This window comes from Candidatus Cloacimonadota bacterium (assembly GCA_012522635.1).
Taxonomy (GTDB): Bacteria; Cloacimonadota; Cloacimonadia; order Cloacimonadales; family Cloacimonadaceae; genus Syntrophosphaera.
On the sequence record JAAYKA010000087.1, the window covers coordinates 1 to 17,287 of the forward strand.

9 protein-coding genes are annotated in these 17,287 nt (G+C 49.4%); 6 read left to right on the top strand and 3 right to left on the bottom strand.

Features of this window, described 5'->3' with window-relative positions:
• The first annotated feature begins 11 nt into the window (after positions 1-11).
• Positions 12-2,066: a T9SS type A sorting domain-containing protein gene (locus tag GX135_04690; GenBank protein ID NLN85386.1), complete on the top strand. Its 2,055-nt coding sequence runs from the start codon at positions 12-14 to the stop codon at positions 2,064-2,066.
• Positions 2,067-2,461: 395 nt separating this feature from the next.
• Positions 2,462-8,005, top strand: coding sequence for a T9SS type A sorting domain-containing protein (locus tag GX135_04695; protein ID NLN85387.1), 5,544 nt, complete (start codon positions 2,462-2,464; stop codon positions 8,003-8,005).
• 137 nt (positions 8,006-8,142) lie between these two features.
• Here the strand turns inward: GX135_04695 and GX135_04700 are convergent, their stop codons facing one another.
• On the bottom strand, positions 8,143-8,406 hold the full coding sequence (locus GX135_04700; protein ID NLN85388.1) for a hypothetical protein: 264 nt from the start codon (positions 8,404-8,406) through the stop codon (positions 8,143-8,145).
• A gap of 19 nt (positions 8,407-8,425) precedes the next feature.
• Positions 8,426-10,885 (bottom strand): FAD-dependent oxidoreductase, encoded by a 2,460-nt coding sequence (locus GX135_04705; GenBank protein ID NLN85389.1) that lies wholly within the window; start codon positions 10,883-10,885, stop codon positions 8,426-8,428.
• 291 nt (positions 10,886-11,176) lie between these two features.
• Between GX135_04705 and GX135_04710 the strand changes: the two genes are divergently transcribed.
• The 4 genes from GX135_04710 (at position 11,177) to GX135_04725 (ending at position 14,784) form a co-directional block, all read left to right on the top strand.
• On the top strand, positions 11,177-11,314 hold the full coding sequence (locus GX135_04710) for a hypothetical protein (GenBank protein ID NLN85390.1): 138 nt from the start codon (positions 11,177-11,179) through the stop codon (positions 11,312-11,314).
• 121 nt (positions 11,315-11,435) lie between these two features.
• Positions 11,436-11,819 carry an adenosylmethionine decarboxylase gene (gene speD, locus GX135_04715; protein NLN85391.1) on the top strand — a complete coding sequence of 128 codons (384 nt, stop codon included), beginning with the start codon at positions 11,436-11,438 and terminating at the stop codon, positions 11,817-11,819.
• 3 nt (positions 11,820-11,822) lie between these two features.
• Positions 11,823-12,665 carry a polyamine aminopropyltransferase gene (gene speE, locus GX135_04720; GenBank protein ID NLN85392.1) on the top strand — a complete coding sequence of 281 codons (843 nt, stop codon included), beginning with the start codon at positions 11,823-11,825 and terminating at the stop codon, positions 12,663-12,665.
• An 82-nt stretch (positions 12,666-12,747) separates the two neighbouring features.
• Positions 12,748-14,784 carry an aminopeptidase gene (locus GX135_04725; GenBank protein ID NLN85393.1) on the top strand — a complete coding sequence of 679 codons (2,037 nt, stop codon included), beginning with the start codon at positions 12,748-12,750 and terminating at the stop codon, positions 14,782-14,784.
• 302 nt (positions 14,785-15,086) lie between these two features.
• Here GX135_04725 and GX135_04730 read toward each other — a convergent pair whose 3' ends face one another.
• Positions 15,087-17,261, bottom strand: a complete 2,175-nt coding sequence (locus GX135_04730; GenBank protein ID NLN85394.1) for a PKD domain-containing protein — start codon at positions 17,259-17,261, stop codon at positions 15,087-15,089.
• Between the last annotated feature and the right edge of the window lie 26 nt (positions 17,262-17,287).

Genomic DNA, 17,287 nt, shown 5'->3' on the forward strand with positions numbered 1-17,287 from the left:
AAGTGATGTTTATGGAGTTGGAAATAGTCTTTGCCACTTATGAAAGCATGACCGCCTTGAACGGCACAGTCACTTCAGATGGAACTCCTCTGCCGGATGCACATATCAAAATAGACAATGGCTTATATCACACCACAACGAACGACCAGGGACAATATCACTTCAACTATGTGGCTCCTGGAACCCACACTGTGACTGCCACAAAGCTTGGTTTTGAACCCCAAACCCTGCCCGTGACTCTGATTGCGGACGAAATCACCATCCTGGATTTCGACCTCATCCCTTCCGAATCTGTGAGCGTAACGGGATACGTTGTTGGCAGCGACCAACCCACTGTGGGATTGGAAGGGGCGAATATCGTCCTCACTGGAATCATGAACTACAGCGGTGCGACCGATGCCACTGGACACTTCAACATCCCCGGCGTACTTACCGGAAACACATACAATTACAGAATTTCGAAGCAGGGATATCAAGAAATCTCCGGTTCCATCGATGTTGGATATACAAACTACGTCATGGGCACCCTCACCCTGTCCGAATTTCCTTATCCGCCCTCTCAGGTTGTGGCAACCGAAAGCGTTGACCAAACTCAAGTTAACCTTGTCTGGAATGCGCCAAGCACGGCGCCAGCTTTGCGCGGCTTGGAAAACGAAAGCGTTTTTGTCGGTACTGATATGGATTATGCCGCCAAAATCAGCTACGAATTCATAAAATCCACCCGTCCCACATTCCTGAGCATAAATCACGACAACCGTGAATACCTTGGCTACAGGGTCTGGCGTCTCTTGCAGGGACAGGAAAACAACGAATCCGCCTGGACTCAAATCACTTCTGAGACCATCACCGCAACATCTTGGCAGGATGATCAATGGAATTCTGTTGTGGACGGCACTTACAAATGGGCTGTGAAAGCCATCTACCCCGGCGATGAAGCCTCCGCTCCGGCTTTCTCGAACACTCTGTCCAAGGTCAACCCCAAAGGAACAATTTCCGGTATCGTTCTCAATCATCATAATTTCCCCATTGTGGGTGCAACCGTCACCTGTGGCGATGTATCTGCAACCACTTACAGCTCCGGATATTACAGCATACAGGTTTCAGTTGGAACCCACAGCGTGACCGCCTCAGCTCCGGGCTATGAAACTTCCACCCAAAGCGGCTTGACTGTTTTGGAAGGGCAGACCACCACCGTGAACTTCCAGCTTGCGCCAAATATGACCCACTACTTGGTAGACGGTTTTGAAAGCTATCCCAATTTTGCCACCAGCTTTGGACGCTGGACCACAGTGGATGTGGATATGAGCGAAACCTACGGCATCACCAATGTGGACTTCCCCGGAGCTCATGAACCCATGGCTTTCATGATTTTCAATCCCAGCGCCACAGTGCCGCCCTCGACCACAATCAGCGCACACAGTGGAGAGAAAATGGTCGCAAGCTTTGCCGCAGTTAACGGTCCAAACAACGACTGGCTGATCGCACATATGTTCCCGCCTGTTACTGAAATCAGATTCTGGGCAAAGTCTCACACCGCCCAGTATGGACTTGAAAGGTTCAGGGTTGGCGTGAGCACCAGCGGAACCCACCCGAACCAGTTCAACATCATCAGCGGTCCCAACTACATTGAGGCTCCCGAGGTTTGGACTGAATATATTTTCAGCTGTTTTGGCTACACTGGACAGGTCAACGTTGGAATCCAGTGTGTTTCGGACGATGCCTTCATCTTTTTTGTGGACGACGTGGAAGTATTTACTGTATCCACCGATGATCCCATCGCGCCGGTTGTGGCAACCGAGCTGCACAGCAACTATCCCAACCCCTTCAACCCGGAAACCACCATCACCTACAGCGTGAAGGAAGCCAGCCCGGTCAGCATCGAAATCTACAACGCCAAAGGACAGTTGGTGAAAACCCTGGTGAACGAAGACAAGACCTCCGGCAACTACAAAGTTGTGTGGAACGGCTGCGACAACAACAATCAAGCTGTATCCAGCGGTGTCTATTTCTACAAGATGCAGGCTGGAAAATACAGCAGCACCAAAAAGATGATCCTGATGAAGTAATTCATCGGAGCCATAAATCTCTAATCAAACCCCGGAATTCTCCGGGGCTTTTTTCTTTTCAAAAGCAGAAATCCACTTATGTCGGTCTGGCAAAAATACTTCACCGTACAGCAAATCTCTTATAGTTGTTCCCTTGCATGTTTCAGCTATCTTGTTAAACTTGAAGCAAATAAACTGTTATCTTTAGTTTAATATCTTTTTATAAATAAGTAGATAGCACATAAGAAAGTTCTTGACATGAAACGGACGGTTGCGTAAGTGTATTTATAGATTATTAGATTCCAAAAAACGCAATAATTAATCGGTGCGGAGTCTTAAGCAGCTCTTGCACAAAAAATAGATGAAAAGCTGGTCTACAAAAGACTTAAACAACGTAACCAAACAGGAGAAACCTTATGAAACGAACGCTTGTTTTCGCGCTGCTTCTGATTCTTGCAATCAGTTTTGGCAGCACCGTTTTTGCCCAAACTGTGCCCGTGACCATTGGAGATGGCACGAATACCAATACCACCACAGGACCTCCGGCCCCATACGGAACTTGGTATAAGGCATTCCGCCAACAGTTTCTTGTCCTCGCAAGCGAGTTTAACGACGCCGGCGGTGGAGGAGGAGACATTAGTTCCCTGGCTTTCAATGTGAGTGCACTCAACAACTGTACACCCATGCCGAACTACCGTATCCGCCTCAAACACACAAGCCAAACTACTCTGAGCGGAACCTTTGAAGAAGGTGACTATCAGGAAGTTTTCCAAGCCGACTCATTCATGCCCACCACGGGCTGGAACGAGCACACTTTCAGCGCTCCATTTAATTGGGATGGAAACTCGAACATTCTGGTGGACATCGTAACAGACATTATTGACGGTTCCTATGCTCAAAACGCTTCTGTGTTCTACACCAACACTTCTTTCAACAGTGCTTTGCGCTATCAAAATGACAGTAACAATGGTGACACTGGAATAGAGGGAACCCCAGGAGTTGGGCGCTCGAACATGGTATTCACCATGCAGCAGCTTGATGTTTTGGACATGATTGCAGTGGCCATCGACGGTCCCAATTCACCCAGTATCAACAGCACTGTGAACTACACCGTGACGGTGAAAAGCCTTTGCCGCAACCCGGTTAGCGACTACACCGTGAAACTGATGAAGGCTCCGGAATTCGAGATCGCCAGTATAGACGGTACCGAAATCCAATTCATGGAGGAACTGGATTACACTCTGTCTTGGACTCCTGACGAAGAAGGAGGCTTCGAACTCTTTGGACGGGTGATTATGGACGATGATGAAGACCTGACAAACGACGATACTCCAATGCTGGCAGTAACCGTGATGCCCGAAGGGCTTGCAGTTGTTTCCATTGGAGACGGGACCCAGGTGAACACCACATCCAGTGTGCCCACCCCTTACGGAACCTATTACAAAAACTTCCGTCAACAATATCTCATCACAGCCAACGAAATCAACAACGCTGGTGGCGGACCCGGTGAGATGTATGGTGTTTCCTGGAATGTGGACAACCTCAACAACTGCTCTCCGATGCCAAACTATCGCATCCGCATCAAACACACGACTCAAACAGAACTTACAGCCACTTTTGAAACAGGAGACTACCAGCAGGTTTTCCAGGATGATTCATTCATGCCTGTCCAAGGCTGGAACTTCCATCCCTTCAGCACTCCCTTCAACTGGGATGGCGCTTCCAACCTGCTGATCGATGTGGTTTGCGATATGGTGAGTGGCTGGACCCAAAATGCCTCCGTGTTCTATACCAATACGGGCTTTAACAGCTCTTTGCGCTTCCAAAATGACAATAATCCTGCAGACGAATCCACCACCGGCACAGTCTCCACAAACAGGAGCAATCTGCGCCTGACCATGCAGCAGCTCGATATGCAGGATATGGCAGCCCTTTCGATTACCGGATCCACAACTCCTTCAGTGGATTCACCCACAAACTATACGGTCAGGGTGAAAAACCTTTCTCTGAACGAAGTGACAGACTATACAGTTATGCTGATGGAAGCCCCCAACTTACCGATTACCAGCACGCCCGGCACAGCCATCGGCCCGATGGAAGAGCTGGAATTTGTGTTGGAATGGACTCCCGACACAGTTGGCATTACCCATCTCTATGGTCGTGTGGAAATGCTCGGCGATGAAAACTTTGCCAATGACGAAACCCCCCTTCTCGAAGTCGAGGTTTTTGAAGCTGGCACAACCATCATCGTCATAGGTAACGACACAACTACTAACACAGCAACAGGCACACCCACACCTTATGGTACCTATTACAAAAACTTCCGTCAACAGTATCTGTGGCGAGCGGACGAAATCTCCTCAGGCAGAGGTTCACCAGGGTTGATCACATCCCTGGCTTTCAATGTGGATGACACAAACAACTGCTTGCCGATGCCAGACTTCACCATCAAAATGAAGACTACTGACGAAGATTTGCTCACAAGTACATTTGAGCTTGGCGAATACACCGAAGTGTTCTACCAAGATGGTTACGTACCCGACACCGGATGGAGTATTCATGAATTAAGCACTCCCTTCTTCTGGGATGGTGAATCCAACATTCTGGTGGATATTCATTGCACCATATTTACCGAAGCTTACACCAGAAATGCCTCGGTGTTCTATACTGCCACTCCCGGTGAAAACACGGCTCTGCGCTATCAAAGTGACGGTACAAACGCTGGAGACTATCCAACTGGAACAACTTCAACATACAGGGCAAACGTGCGCTTTGGTATGATACTTGAAGACACGGGATCCCTCTCCGGAACGGTTACTGCGAATGGCGTCCCTCTTCCCGAAGCAACCGTTTCCGTTGACAACACTGTCTTCAGCACCATCACCGCCGACGACGGAAGCTACAGTCTTCCCTTCGTACCGACTGGAGATCATACCGTAATCGCTTCAAAATACGGATATAACGATGTATCCCATGAAGTCACCATCCTGCCAGATCAAAACACCGTTCAAGATTTTGAAATGACCCAGCTTCCCACTGTGACTGTGACCGGCCGCATTGTTGGCAGCGACCAACCCACCGTGGGCTTGGCAGATGCCAGCATCAGCCTCACCGGCTTCGAAAACTATGATGCCATCACCGACGACGATGGCCAGTTCAGCATTGCCGGTGTGTATTATGGACACACCTACGAATATACTGCCAAAGCCACAGGCTACCAAAATGCAGTTGGCGAAGTGGTTGTTGGCGATACAAACGTGGATATGGGTGATATCGTTGTCAACGAAATTGCATTTCGTCCTCGGCAGGTGCTTGCCACCGAAGCCGCCGACTTCTCAAATGTTGAAGTAAGCTGGATGCCCCCGGATCCCGACGCTGTTGGCGAATGGGTTTACTACTGCGGTGAGAAATATGACGGCATCGGAACCGGCAGCGCGGCAGACTTTGACGTCGCCATCCGCTTCCCCGCCTCTGCTTTGGAGGAATATGCCGGAATGAGCCTCTTCGCTGTGAAAGCCTGGCCGGCTCAAGCTGGTGATTTCTCCATCCGCGTCTGGACGGGCGGAAACGCCTCTGCTCCGGGACCCATGGTTGTGGATCAGCCTTTCATTCCCGCTCCGCTGGATGAGTGGAACACCGTGCTTCTGAATTATCCCGTAAACATCACCGGAACAGAAGAACTCTGGTTTGGCTATCGCTGCAACGTGGCAAGCGGCTATCCTGCCGGCTGTGACGCTGGACCAGCCATAAACGGCCTTGGCAACATGATGTATTTCCAAGGTGAATGGGACACACTTCTGGGAATTGCTCCAACCTTGAACTACAACTGGAACATCCAGGGCTACATTGGTTATTCAGCTCCGAATCGCGCTCCTGTAATCAGCGCTCTCAGTCTTGAAGGCGACCGTGCGATGACCGGATACCATGTCTATCGCTTCCTGGCGGAAAACCAAAACGACCAATTAGCTTGGGATCAACTTACGCCCTCCATTATCGACGGCACAAGTTATATCGACAACGATTGGGCTCCTCTGCCCGCGGGTGTGTATAAATATGCCGTGAAAGCTGTTTATACAAACAACGTCATGTCAACTCCCGCCTTTTCGAACGAAATCCACAAAAGCATGATCGCCACCCTCGTAGGAACTGTCACCGATTTTGGCACCAACGACCCAATCGAAGGAGCCATCGTCACAGCCGGTGCCTACAGCGGAATCACAAACGCTCAGGGAGAATATTCCTTTGAAGTGTATCAAGGCAACTACGATGTAAGCTGCACGATGTTGGGCTATCATTCCGTCACTCAAGACGATGTGGATTTCGTTGGTGGAGAAACCATAACCCTGGACTTTGTGCTCACCGAAATCACTCTGCCTCCGCTTATGGTTCAAGCTGAAGAAGCCAACCCCAACTTGGTGAACATTAGCTGGCTGGATCCGGAAAGTGGAGAGAATATCATTGAAGACTTCGAAGGTGACGAATTCCCGCCTGAGGGTTGGGAACAAATTATCAATAATCCCAACGTAAGCGGAGCCGGTGTGATGGCCTCTTGGTGCAGAGTGGGAACAATTGCGCTCGATCCTCCCGTGATTCCTCACAGCGGAGATTACCAAGCCGCCATGTGGTGGGATTATGACCACCAGGATGAATGGCTCATCACCCCGCAATTCCTCTGCCCGCCTGCATCAGATCTTGTTTTCTGGAGCTACGTCTATCTGGGAAGCACGCATGGTGACCAATATAACATTAATGTTTCCCAAGACGATGGCAACACCTGGACACCCATCTGGGAGGCCAGCGCCCTCACCGGTGGCTGGAACTATTATGAATATCCCATCGAAGTGAATTTGGACGACTATGCCGGCCAGGAAATCAAACTTGCCTGGCAGGCCATCGATGGAGATGGACAGGGACTTTGGTACATCTGGTTCGTGGACGATGTCAGTGTTGGCAACAGCACCGAAAAGATCAATTTCGCCGCAAACACTCTCACCCGCGTCAGCAAATCAAATGGCAACAGAACAAATGTTGAAGTTGTCACTCCCAGTTTGCCCATCAGCCGCGATACGGTCTTCGGTTCCCAAACCAACAAGGTTCGCTACACTCTGCCTCAAACCCGCAACAACCGTGCACGTCTTGGCTACAGAGTCTGGCGTTTGCCTGTGGGAGAGGAAAACAATGAATCTGCCTGGGTCTTGCTGACTTCAGAAAATACCGCTGATGAACAGTGGCAGGATACCGGCTGGGGCAGTGTTCTCGAAGGTGAATACAGATGGGCTGTGAAAGCCGTCTATAGCGGAAACCTGCTTTCCAATCCGGCGTTTTCGAACATCCTGGAAAAGGAACAACACGGTGTTACTCCTGTCGTGTTGAGCAGCTTCACTGCCATCGTAACCACTGAAAATGAAGTCAAAGTGACTTGGGTCACCCAATCCGAACAAAACCAGCTGGGCTATCGCATCTATCGCAGCGAAAACTCCACCCAGGATGATGCCCTGCTCATCACGCCGGTGTTGATCCCAGCCACAAACACAAGTGTGGAACACAGCTATCACCACGTTGACCCTGAAGTGGAAAACGCTCACAGCTATTACTACTGGCTGGAAAGCGTCGATCCCTCCATGAGTCAATTCTTTGGACCCGTGAGTGTTACGGTGTCCTTCGACGTGCCGCCCGTCTTGCCAGAGATCAGCAGTCTCAAAAACGCCTATCCCAACCCCTTCAAGCAGGGTGCGGGAACAAATATCGGGATTGACATCAAGGCAGGCGAAACCGGCACCCTCAGCATCTACAACATCCAGGGCCAGGTGGTGAAAACCGTCAGCCTTGCCGAAGGAAGCCATAAACTTGTTTGGAACGGTCGCGACAATAAAGGAAAAGTCTGCGGAAGTGGAATCTACTTCTACAAACTGAGTACTCCCAGTCTGAACCAAACCAAAAAGATGATCCTGATGAAGTAATTCATCGGAGTCATAAATCTCTAATCAAGCCCCGGTATTTTTCCGGGGCTTTTTAATTCTGGTGTCCATCCTCTTAGAACGAGTCTGTTGCAAATCGCCTCAAAAAGCCCTAACATTATATCAATCTTATGTTTAGCTTATGAAACATAAGGAATACCAAGGGCGGCAAGCAGGAAGGCGACAATTTGAGCTGATTCGCTCTCTCTTTCTTCCTTCTTTTTTCCAGCGCCACGCGCCCACCAATCACCTTCCTTGGTCCCCCGATTCTGGATCGGGGGGATCACGAAGATGACACAAACAGGAGTATTTTTGGAACCAAGAGCGAAGCGGACTGCGGCTTCTACCCAGACAATTTTGGCACAAAAAAAAGCGCCCCAAAAAAGGGGCGCCGCAGTTATCATGCGTTTTTTGTATCTATATTTAGATGAAGAGGTTCACGTTTGATTGTTCGGCTTCGGAGAGGTAGGTGGCTACTCCGCCGATGTTTACGCCGTCCATCAGCTCTTCAGGCTGCACACCCATCACGTCCATGGACATCTGGCAGGCAATCATTTCCACGCCCGCTTTCTGAGCCTGGAGAATCATCATTTCCAAGGAGTCCACATTCTTGTCTTGCATGCGTTTGCGCATCAGTTTGGGACCAATGCCGGCAAAGTTTATCTTGGAAAGGCCCAAGGCTTTGCTGTTGCCAGCCATCATCATGCCAAACATCTTGCCCATGAAGTCTTTTTTAACCTTGGGTTTGCGCTGTTTTTTGATGACGTTCAAGCCCCAGAAGGTGAAGAACATGGTCACTTTTTTACCGGTGCTGGCGGCGCCATTCGCAATCACGAAGGAAGCCAAAGCGCGGTCCAGCGCGTCGCTGAAGACGATGATGGTTTTGTTGCGGCCATCGCTGGAGGCTCCAATTTCAGGCGCGCCACCCTTGGTGATGGTGGCAACATATTTTTTGCCAATTTCCTCCATGCCGAGCAGGGTGTTTCCGGTCATTTGGCACCAAGCGGGGACGTCTTTCACAAAGCCGGGATCCGAGGCGGAAATGCGCAGGGTGTCGCCTTCCAAAAGCTTGTCCATCTCAACTTTAAGCCTCATGATGGGGCCGGGACATTGCAAGCCGCTGGCATCCACTTCCACCACACGCGCTCCGGGAGCAGCCTGGGCTTCTTTTTGATACATTTGGTCGTCCTTTTCGATATAAAGTTTGGCGAAGATATCTTCGTTGTTTTGTTTTTGCGTCACCTGATTGTAGGTTATGAAACCGCCGGAGAGGTTGCTCACGTCCTCAAATCCATTTTGAACCAGGATGCGAGAGGCAAAGTAGCTGCGATGGCCTGAGCCGCAGAAAACCAGGATTTTTTTGTTTTTGGGAATCTCGTCCAGGCGTCCGCGCAAATCATCCAAAGGAATGTTCAGCGCGCCTTTCAGGGTGCCCAGTTCAAATTCCAAATCGGTGCGGACGTCGATGAGCACGGTGTTTTCGCGGTCAAGCTTTTCAATGTCGTCCCAGTGGATGACCTTGGAAAGTCCTGCCAAAATATTTTCCGCCACCATGCCGGAGAGGTTGACAGGGTCCTTGGCGCTGGAAAATGGCGGCGCGTAGGCGTGTTCCAGCTCCACCAAATCATATATGGTTTCCTTGTGTTTGATGCTGTGAGCCAACATTTCGATGCGTTTGTCCACGCCGTCGAAGCCCACAACCTGAGCGCCGAAGAGCCTTCCGTCTTCAGGAGAAAAGATGATTTTGACCGTGAGCGGCAGCGCGTCTGGATAGTAGCCCGCGTGGGAGGAGGAATGCACTACAGATGTGAGATAGGGGATGCCTTCCTGTTCCAAAACCCGTCCTGAAATACCTGCGGCGGCGACGGTTATGTCAAATATCTTCGCAATGGCGGTGTTGATGGAACCGCAATATTTGCGCTTGTTTCCCCTCACAATGTTGTCTGCCGCGATTCTGCCCTGCTTGTTTGCCGGGCCGGCGAGATAGGTTGTGAAAGTCTTGCCAGTGATGGGGTTGGCCATGGCGATGGCGTCGCCCACAGCGTAGATATCGGGGTCGGATGTTTGCAAATAGTCATTCACCAAAATGCCTTTGTTTGGCCCCAGATCCAGCCCGGCTTTTCCTGCCAAACTGCTGTCGGGACGCACTCCGATGGAAAGCACCACCATGTCCGCGGGGATGATTTTTCCGCTGGCGAGATTCACTTTCAGAATGCCAGAGTCGCGTTCAAAGGATTTAACCGCTTCGCCCAAATAGAGACCCACGTTTTTGGATTTCAGGTGTTGGTGAACCTGGGCGGCAAGATCGAAATCCATGAAGCTCATCACCTGTGGAATCATTTCCACAATGGAGACCATGATGCCCAGATGATGCAGATTTTCCGCCATTTCCACGCCGATGAAGCCGGCACCGACCACCACCGCGTGACGAACTCTGTGTGTGTCCAGATATTCCTTGATGCGATCGGTGTCGGGAACGTTGCGCAGGGTGAAAATGGCCTCGTCCTCGATGCCGGGCAGGGGCGGTTTAACCGGTTCCGCGCCTGGGGAAAGCACCAGTTTGTCATAGCTTTCCGTGTATTCTTTTCCGGTTTTGGTGTCCCTGGCGGTCACGGTTTTGGCTTTGCGGTCGATGGCAATGATTTCCGTGTTGTTGCGCACATCCACATTGAGCCTGGCTTTGAAGCTTTCCGGGGTTTGCACGAACAGGCGTTCGCGTTCATCAATCACCCCACCGATGTAATAGGGCAGGCCGCAGTTCGCGTAGGAAATATAGTTTCCGCGTTCAAACATAATAATTTGCGCGTGTTCGTCCATGCGGCGCAAACGGGCCGCGGTGGAAGCGCCTCCGGCAACTCCACCAACAATTAGATACTTCGACATGATAACTCCTTAAAAAAATTGGTTTTAAAGCGTCGACCAAATTTCCGGGCGAGGGATTTTTTAGCCGACACATAAACTTAATATAAGCAATAACAATTTTGCCGCAAGTTAAAATATATTAATTGGTGGAAGCGTTCCTATTTGATGGTTATTTGTTATGGAGGCAAAGAACTATTTTGCCGCTCAAGATTCATTATTTTCCTTAAATGATCAAATACGCACGATTTATATTGACAGGAAACCCCGGTTGAATTAGATTGTATACCAAATCACGCTAAAAAAGGAGTCGTCATGAAGAAAGATCGTTTCTTACGCATCCACAGTTGCCAAGAAGCTCTTTACGCAAGGTTTTTGCCAACCTTGTGGCAAGACGATGAGGAGGTGTTGCTGCAGCTTTCCGTTTTTAGCGCAACATTGAAGCCTCTGTGACAGGGAAAAGTCTCCGGCGCCCCTGCCGAGCTTTCCCGGTGAAGGTTTTTTCCCGAAATCCGAAATAAAACGGGTTTTGCTTTTATCCCTTCATCTTTAAAAAAACACAGAGGAGAAAAAAATGCAAGCACTTGGCAGACAGATACTGGTTGAATTTTACGACTGCGACATAGATATTTTGAAGGACGAACAGGCTGTTCGCAAGGCGATGATTGAGGCCTGTGAAATTGGCAAAGCGACCGTGGTGACGGACACCTTCCATTCTTTCAGCCCCGCTGGGGTGAGCGGAGTGGTTGTGATTGCCGAATCCCACGTTGCCATCCACACTTGGCCCGAATATGGCTACGCCGCTGTGGATATTTTCACCTGTGGCGACACCATCGAGCCCTGGGACCTGTTCAATCACTTGAAGGGTGCTTTTAAAAGCAAGCACAGCAGCAATATGGAGCTCCGGCGCGGGCTCTTTGACACTGGCGGAGAACGCCTGAAACACAAACCGGATTGAAATATGTCATATTGGCACACAGATTATCACACGTCCCATCTGGGCTTGGCTTTCGAGGTGAGCGAAGTTTTATATACCGAGCAGAGCCCTTATCAAAAAATCGAGGTGGTTCAAACCCCCGGCTTTGGCAAGGTTTTGCTCTTGGACGGCGTGCTCATGCTCACCGAGCGGGATGAATTCACCTACCACGAAATGCTGACCCAGCCTTCGCTTTTCACGCATCCAAACCCGGAAAAAGTGTTGATTGTGGGCGGTGGAGATTGCGGAACGCTCACCCGCGTTTTGCAGCATCCGGGCGTGAAGCGCGCCGTGATGGTGGAACTGGATGAGCGCGTCACCAGGGTTTCAAACAAGTATTTTCCCCAGTTGGGCAAAGCGGCTTCCGACCCCCGTGCTGAACTGATTTTTACCGACGGCATCATATATATGGCTGAGACCCAGGAAAAATTCGACCTCATTCTCATCGACAGCACCGACCCGATTGGCCCTGCCGTGGCGCTTTTCCAGGCACCTTTTTTCAAGGATTGCCACCGGGTTTTGAATGATGATGGCATCCTCTGCCTGCAAAGCGAAAGTCCCTGGGTGCCGGAACTGGAGAAGATAATCAGCGATGTGAACCGCGATTTGCACTCGCTTTTCCCCATCGTGCGCATCTATGGTGCTGCGGTGCAAACCTATCAGGCTGGGTTCTGGCTTTTCCAGATAGGTTCCAAAAAATACGATCCGCTGGATCCGAAAGTGGCTGAGCGCATTGATAAAGTTGCTCCCAACACCAAATATTACAACCGCGATCTGCATTTCGGCGCGTTCATGCTGCCCACCTTTGTGAACGACCTGCTGAATTGACAAACCGCTATGTTTTTCAAAGCCGCCGGTAAATAAAAATACGGCGGCTTATTTTTTAAATTGATTCAAAAAGGAAGAAAACATGACATTTGACTACACGCAAACCCTCGAAAAGCTCAAATCCCGCCGCCAGGAAGCGGAGGAACTCCTTAAAAAGGTGGAGGTGCTGGAAATCCCTGCCGATTTAAGCTTCGCGGAGTTTTTCAGACAAACTCGCCAGGGCATCCTTCAAAATGCTGAGTTTGGCAGACTTCTGCGAGAAGATCCCGAATTTAAAAACGTCTCAATGGAAAGGCTAAACGCGCTCATGGATGAATATTACGCGCCCCTGAAACCGGAAACCGGATACCAAAACTGTGTGGGAAATCCAGAGTACGCGGTCAAACAGTTCGGAGACGGCATGGGACAATTACTCGCTTCCATTTACATGAGTCAGCGTTCGGCGCGTCAATATTATATTGATGAATCGTATCTCTTTCTGGAAGCACAGCTTAGACATTTTTTGGAGCTCTATGACCTGGCTCTGGCTGGCAACACAGACCTGAAAACCTGGAAGATGCGTTACCGTGTTAACAGCTTGGAAAATTGGGAGCTGGGATCCATTTGGGGACGTCTTAAAGGCCTCAGTCCCCAGTATTTATATTTTAAGGATGTGGTTCAAAATGCTGACTTGGCAGACCTTCGCTATCTGCACCGCTATGGCATCCACGTGAATGAACACAGCCTCGCGATGGCGGAATTTATGGCATCGTATCCCGTTCAGGAACTGGACGAACTGGCAAAATTCATCGTGAAAAGCTGGGTGGATGGTTTCGTGCGTGGTCAAAAGGATTACCGCATCAAAAAGTATGCCAACCTCATGTTCCCCATAGGGATGGAGCGTTTGGCGCGGCTCATGATTTTGGAATTGGATAAGATTGGCATCACCGCTCTGGTGGGACGCCCTCTGAGCAAAAGCGTGAACGAACAATTTGGCTATGACCACCGTTTTGAAAGCGCTTTGATTCTGGATCGTGAGTTTGTGGACATGACTTTGGAAATCAACAAAAAAGTGATGGCTGGCCTTGGAAATCTCATTTCCGCTCAGGCTGGACCGGTTTACGTTGAACTGTTTGGTGAAACACCTTTCACGCCGGAAGCCAAAGCTGAAGCCCTCACGCTGAGCCCCCAGCAGCAGATGCTTTGGCGTGAGATGAGCGCCACCAACGCCAATCTCTATTACAAATATTATCGTCGCGATCAGACCAGTTTCTGTATCATCGCCTTCCCTTCACCGGAAATTGGACCGAAATTCCCGGAAATCTTTGCCGACACCCTCAAGATAAACCTTTTGGACAGTGACCGTTACGCGCAAATACAGCAAAAGATTATTGACGTTTTGGACACCGCGGAATACGTCCACGTGAAGGGAAAACCCGGCAACGACACCGATATCCGCGTGAAAATGCACACCATCACCGACCCTGCCAATGAAACCATCTTTGAAAACTGTGTGGCGGATGTCAATATCCCTGTGGGAGAAGTGTTTACCTCACCCGTTTTGGAAGGAACCACCGGCACTCTCCACGTTGAGGATATCTACCTTGGCAGCCTGCGCTATCTCAATCTGCGCGTGCACTTTGAGGACGGCTGGATCAAGGATTATTCCTGCACAAACTTCCCCGATCCCGCCGAAGGCAAAAAGTATATCCACGAAAACCTGCTTTTGCCCCACGATACTTTGCCCATCGGGGAATTTGCCATCGGAACCAACACTTTGGCCTATCAGGTTGCCCGCAAACACGATATTCAGGCGCTTTTGCCCATCCTCATCATCGAGAAAATGGGACCGCATTTTGCCATCGGTGACACCTGTTACAGCCACGAAGAGGACGCTCCGCATCCCAACTTCATGAATGGCAAGGAGATGATTGCGGTGGACAACGAAAAATCCGCCACCCGCAAGGAAGACCCCATCGGCGCCTACACCCAGGCACACACGGATATCACCCTGCCCTACGATATGCTGGCTTCCATCACGGCTGTAACTGCCGACGGACAGGAACATTACATCATCCGTGACGGACGCTTTGCCGTGCCTGGAACCGAGGAACTCAACATCCCGCTGGATGAAATTTGAGTACGATGTAGAAAAAATAATCTAAATCACTGTGTCGCCGCATGATTGGCGGCAATACAGATCCTAAATGCCCCTCAAAGACTTTCCAAACGCTGTTTTGGATGTTTGTGAGGGGTTTTTTGTTTGAGCTTGAGCCAGGGTCAAGGGCGGATATTGGAATATTGCATCTGCTGAAAATGCTCAGGGCTTCATTGACGAATATGGAGGCAATTCATCTAAGTAAACCTCTGTTTCAGAGGTAACTAACAACAAGGTATAGACTTGCCAGCCTAATTCATCAGCTTCAATGTTTGATTTCTATCTTAATCCCCAGCCAGTAATCGCAAAACCTCCTCTTCCGTCATGCCGGGTACCAATCCATAATCATCAGGATTAAACTCTTGTTTTCCCATATCCTTGTATGCCATCACCTTATAGAACATGCGCGGTTGGTATGCCGCCACCATGAAATGAGTGTAGCTAAGGCTGGTGCTGGAGCCGAGGAAAGTATAATTATCATAGGGGTCCGCCGCAAGAAACACAATGTATGCGTCTGGGCTAAATGGTGTATCATAGATGGTTTGCGTTACTTCGTCCCAATGGATAAGAGCATGGTTGCCCTCTATTGTTAAATAAACGTTGGCTGGGGGCTTGGGTGGCACATACTCGCCCCTGCCGCTGAATTTTACTTTCACAACAGAAAGGTTCTCGGCATTGCTTTCTATTACCAGGCTGTCTGAATATGCTCCCCGTGCGCTTGGATGGAACCAGACATCAATGGTAGCCGACTCTCCAGGCGGTATTGGACAAGGCAGATCAAGGCAGGAGAAACTAAACACATCCGATCCATTTTCCCACCAGAGGTTGTTCACAAAAAGAGTATCTGTTCCAGTACTTTGAAGAGTAAGCGTTATACTTTCAGAAATGTCTCCCAGATACACGATGTCGAAGTTATAGGATTGCGGATAATCAAAAGTCATCATGGGATGGGCTATCACTTCAATACTCTGGGATGATGTATCGTAATGTATCCCATCACTTACGGTCAACTCCACCTGATACAGCCCTTTTTCTTCAAACAGATGCACAGGGTGCTGCTGTGTGGATGTGCCACCATCCCCAAAATCCCAATTCCATTGGATAATATCTTCGGTTGAGAGATCGGTGAATTCCACCGTCAAGGGCACATCCCCACACATTGGCTCTGCGGAAAAGTCGGCATGTAGCTTGTATCCTCGACCTGAAAATGGAATTTCTACCAGAGGCAGGTTTTCGGAATTATTGACCACACAAAGAGTATCGCGGAACACACCCTCGCCCAGAGGTGCGAAAGTGACAGAGATAGTTGTATTATCTCCTGGTGCGATTGGTTCGGCCAACTGCTCGAAAACATAATGGAAATAATGGTCTCGATGCTGTGATTTCCAATAGACATTATCCACAAATAATGTATCAGTTCCGGAGCTGTTCAGCAAAATTTCAAATGCATTCGATTCCTCAGTCAAATAGGTCTTTGTGAATTGATGCCCAACTAACTGATCTGAAGCCAGCATTGGATGAGCAATCACCTCTATAGTCTGAGATACTGAATCGTAATGGATTCCGTCACTCACAGTCAATTCCACCTGATACAGCCCTTTTTCTTCAAACAAATGCACTGGATGCTGCTCTGTGGATGTGCTGCCATCCTCAAAATCCCAAGTCCACTGGATGATATCTTCGGTTGAAAGATCGGTGAATTCCACCTTCAAAGGAACATCCCCACACATTGGCTCTGCAGCAAAAGCCGCGTGCAGCTTGTATCCCCGACCAGAAAATGGGATTTTTAATAATGGGATATTTTCCGAAGTATTCACAATACAAAGCGTATCCGCAAATACACCTTCTGTTAGCGGATTGAACCATACCATTAGGCTTGCCTCTCCTCCTGGAACGATTGCTTCGCCCAATTCCTCGTACTCAAAAGTGAAGCAAGTGTCCCTATTGCGTGAACGCCAGTGCGCGCCGGTGACCCAAAGTGAGTCTGTACCTGTATTTTGCAGAATAATTTCAAACGGTGCTGACTGTTCCCCAATAAAAGTCTTGGTAAATATATGGCCTGCTTCTTGCGCGCAGGTCAAAAGAGGGTGCGCAATAACTGTTACCTGGTGGGTGACGTCAGTGTTGAAATAATCATCCCACACCGTCAATTTTACATTGTAAACACCTTTTTGGGTGAATGTATGTGTGGGATTCATTTCTTCCGATGTGTTCCCATCCCCAAAATCCCACAGGCTTTGATTTATACCAGCCACCGATTGGTTTTGGAAATTCACCTCCAGAGGAACATCTCCGGAAGTTGGGTCAGCACTAAATTCGGCATAGAGAGTGTAGCCTCTGCCACTTAGAGGCATGATAAACAAAGGAAGGTTGGGCGCGTTGGTCTCAATGAATAAGTTTCTGCTATACTGCTGCTGCGCTGTGGGCAGGAAATGCACATATATGGTTTCAGTGGACATGGGTGACAGTACCAGGTTAATCTCGT

What these genes read in the sequence shown, in the direction of transcription:
- GX135_04705 (NLN85389.1), bottom strand. Translation starts at nt 10,885, where the DNA reads ATGTCGAAGTATCTAATTGTTGGTGGAGTTGCCGGAGGCGCTTCCACC.
- GX135_04730 (NLN85394.1), bottom strand. Translation starts at nt 17,261, where the DNA reads ATGTCCACTGAAACCATATATGTGCATTTCCTGCCCACAGCGCAGCAG.
- GX135_04695 (NLN85387.1), top strand. Translation starts at nt 2,462, where the DNA reads ATGAAACGAACGCTTGTTTTCGCGCTGCTTCTGATTCTTGCAATCAGT.
- GX135_04700 (NLN85388.1), bottom strand. Translation starts at nt 8,406, where the DNA reads ATGATAACTGCGGCGCCCCTTTTTTGGGGCGCTTTTTTTTGTGCCAAA.
- GX135_04710 (NLN85390.1), top strand. Translation starts at nt 11,177, where the DNA reads ATGAAGAAAGATCGTTTCTTACGCATCCACAGTTGCCAAGAAGCTCTT.
- speD (NLN85391.1), top strand. Translation starts at nt 11,436, where the DNA reads ATGCAAGCACTTGGCAGACAGATACTGGTTGAATTTTACGACTGCGAC.
- GX135_04725 (NLN85393.1), top strand. Translation starts at nt 12,748, where the DNA reads ATGACATTTGACTACACGCAAACCCTCGAAAAGCTCAAATCCCGCCGC.
- GX135_04690 (NLN85386.1), top strand. Translation starts at nt 12, where the DNA reads ATGGAGTTGGAAATAGTCTTTGCCACTTATGAAAGCATGACCGCCTTG.
- speE (NLN85392.1), top strand. Translation starts at nt 11,823, where the DNA reads ATGTCATATTGGCACACAGATTATCACACGTCCCATCTGGGCTTGGCT.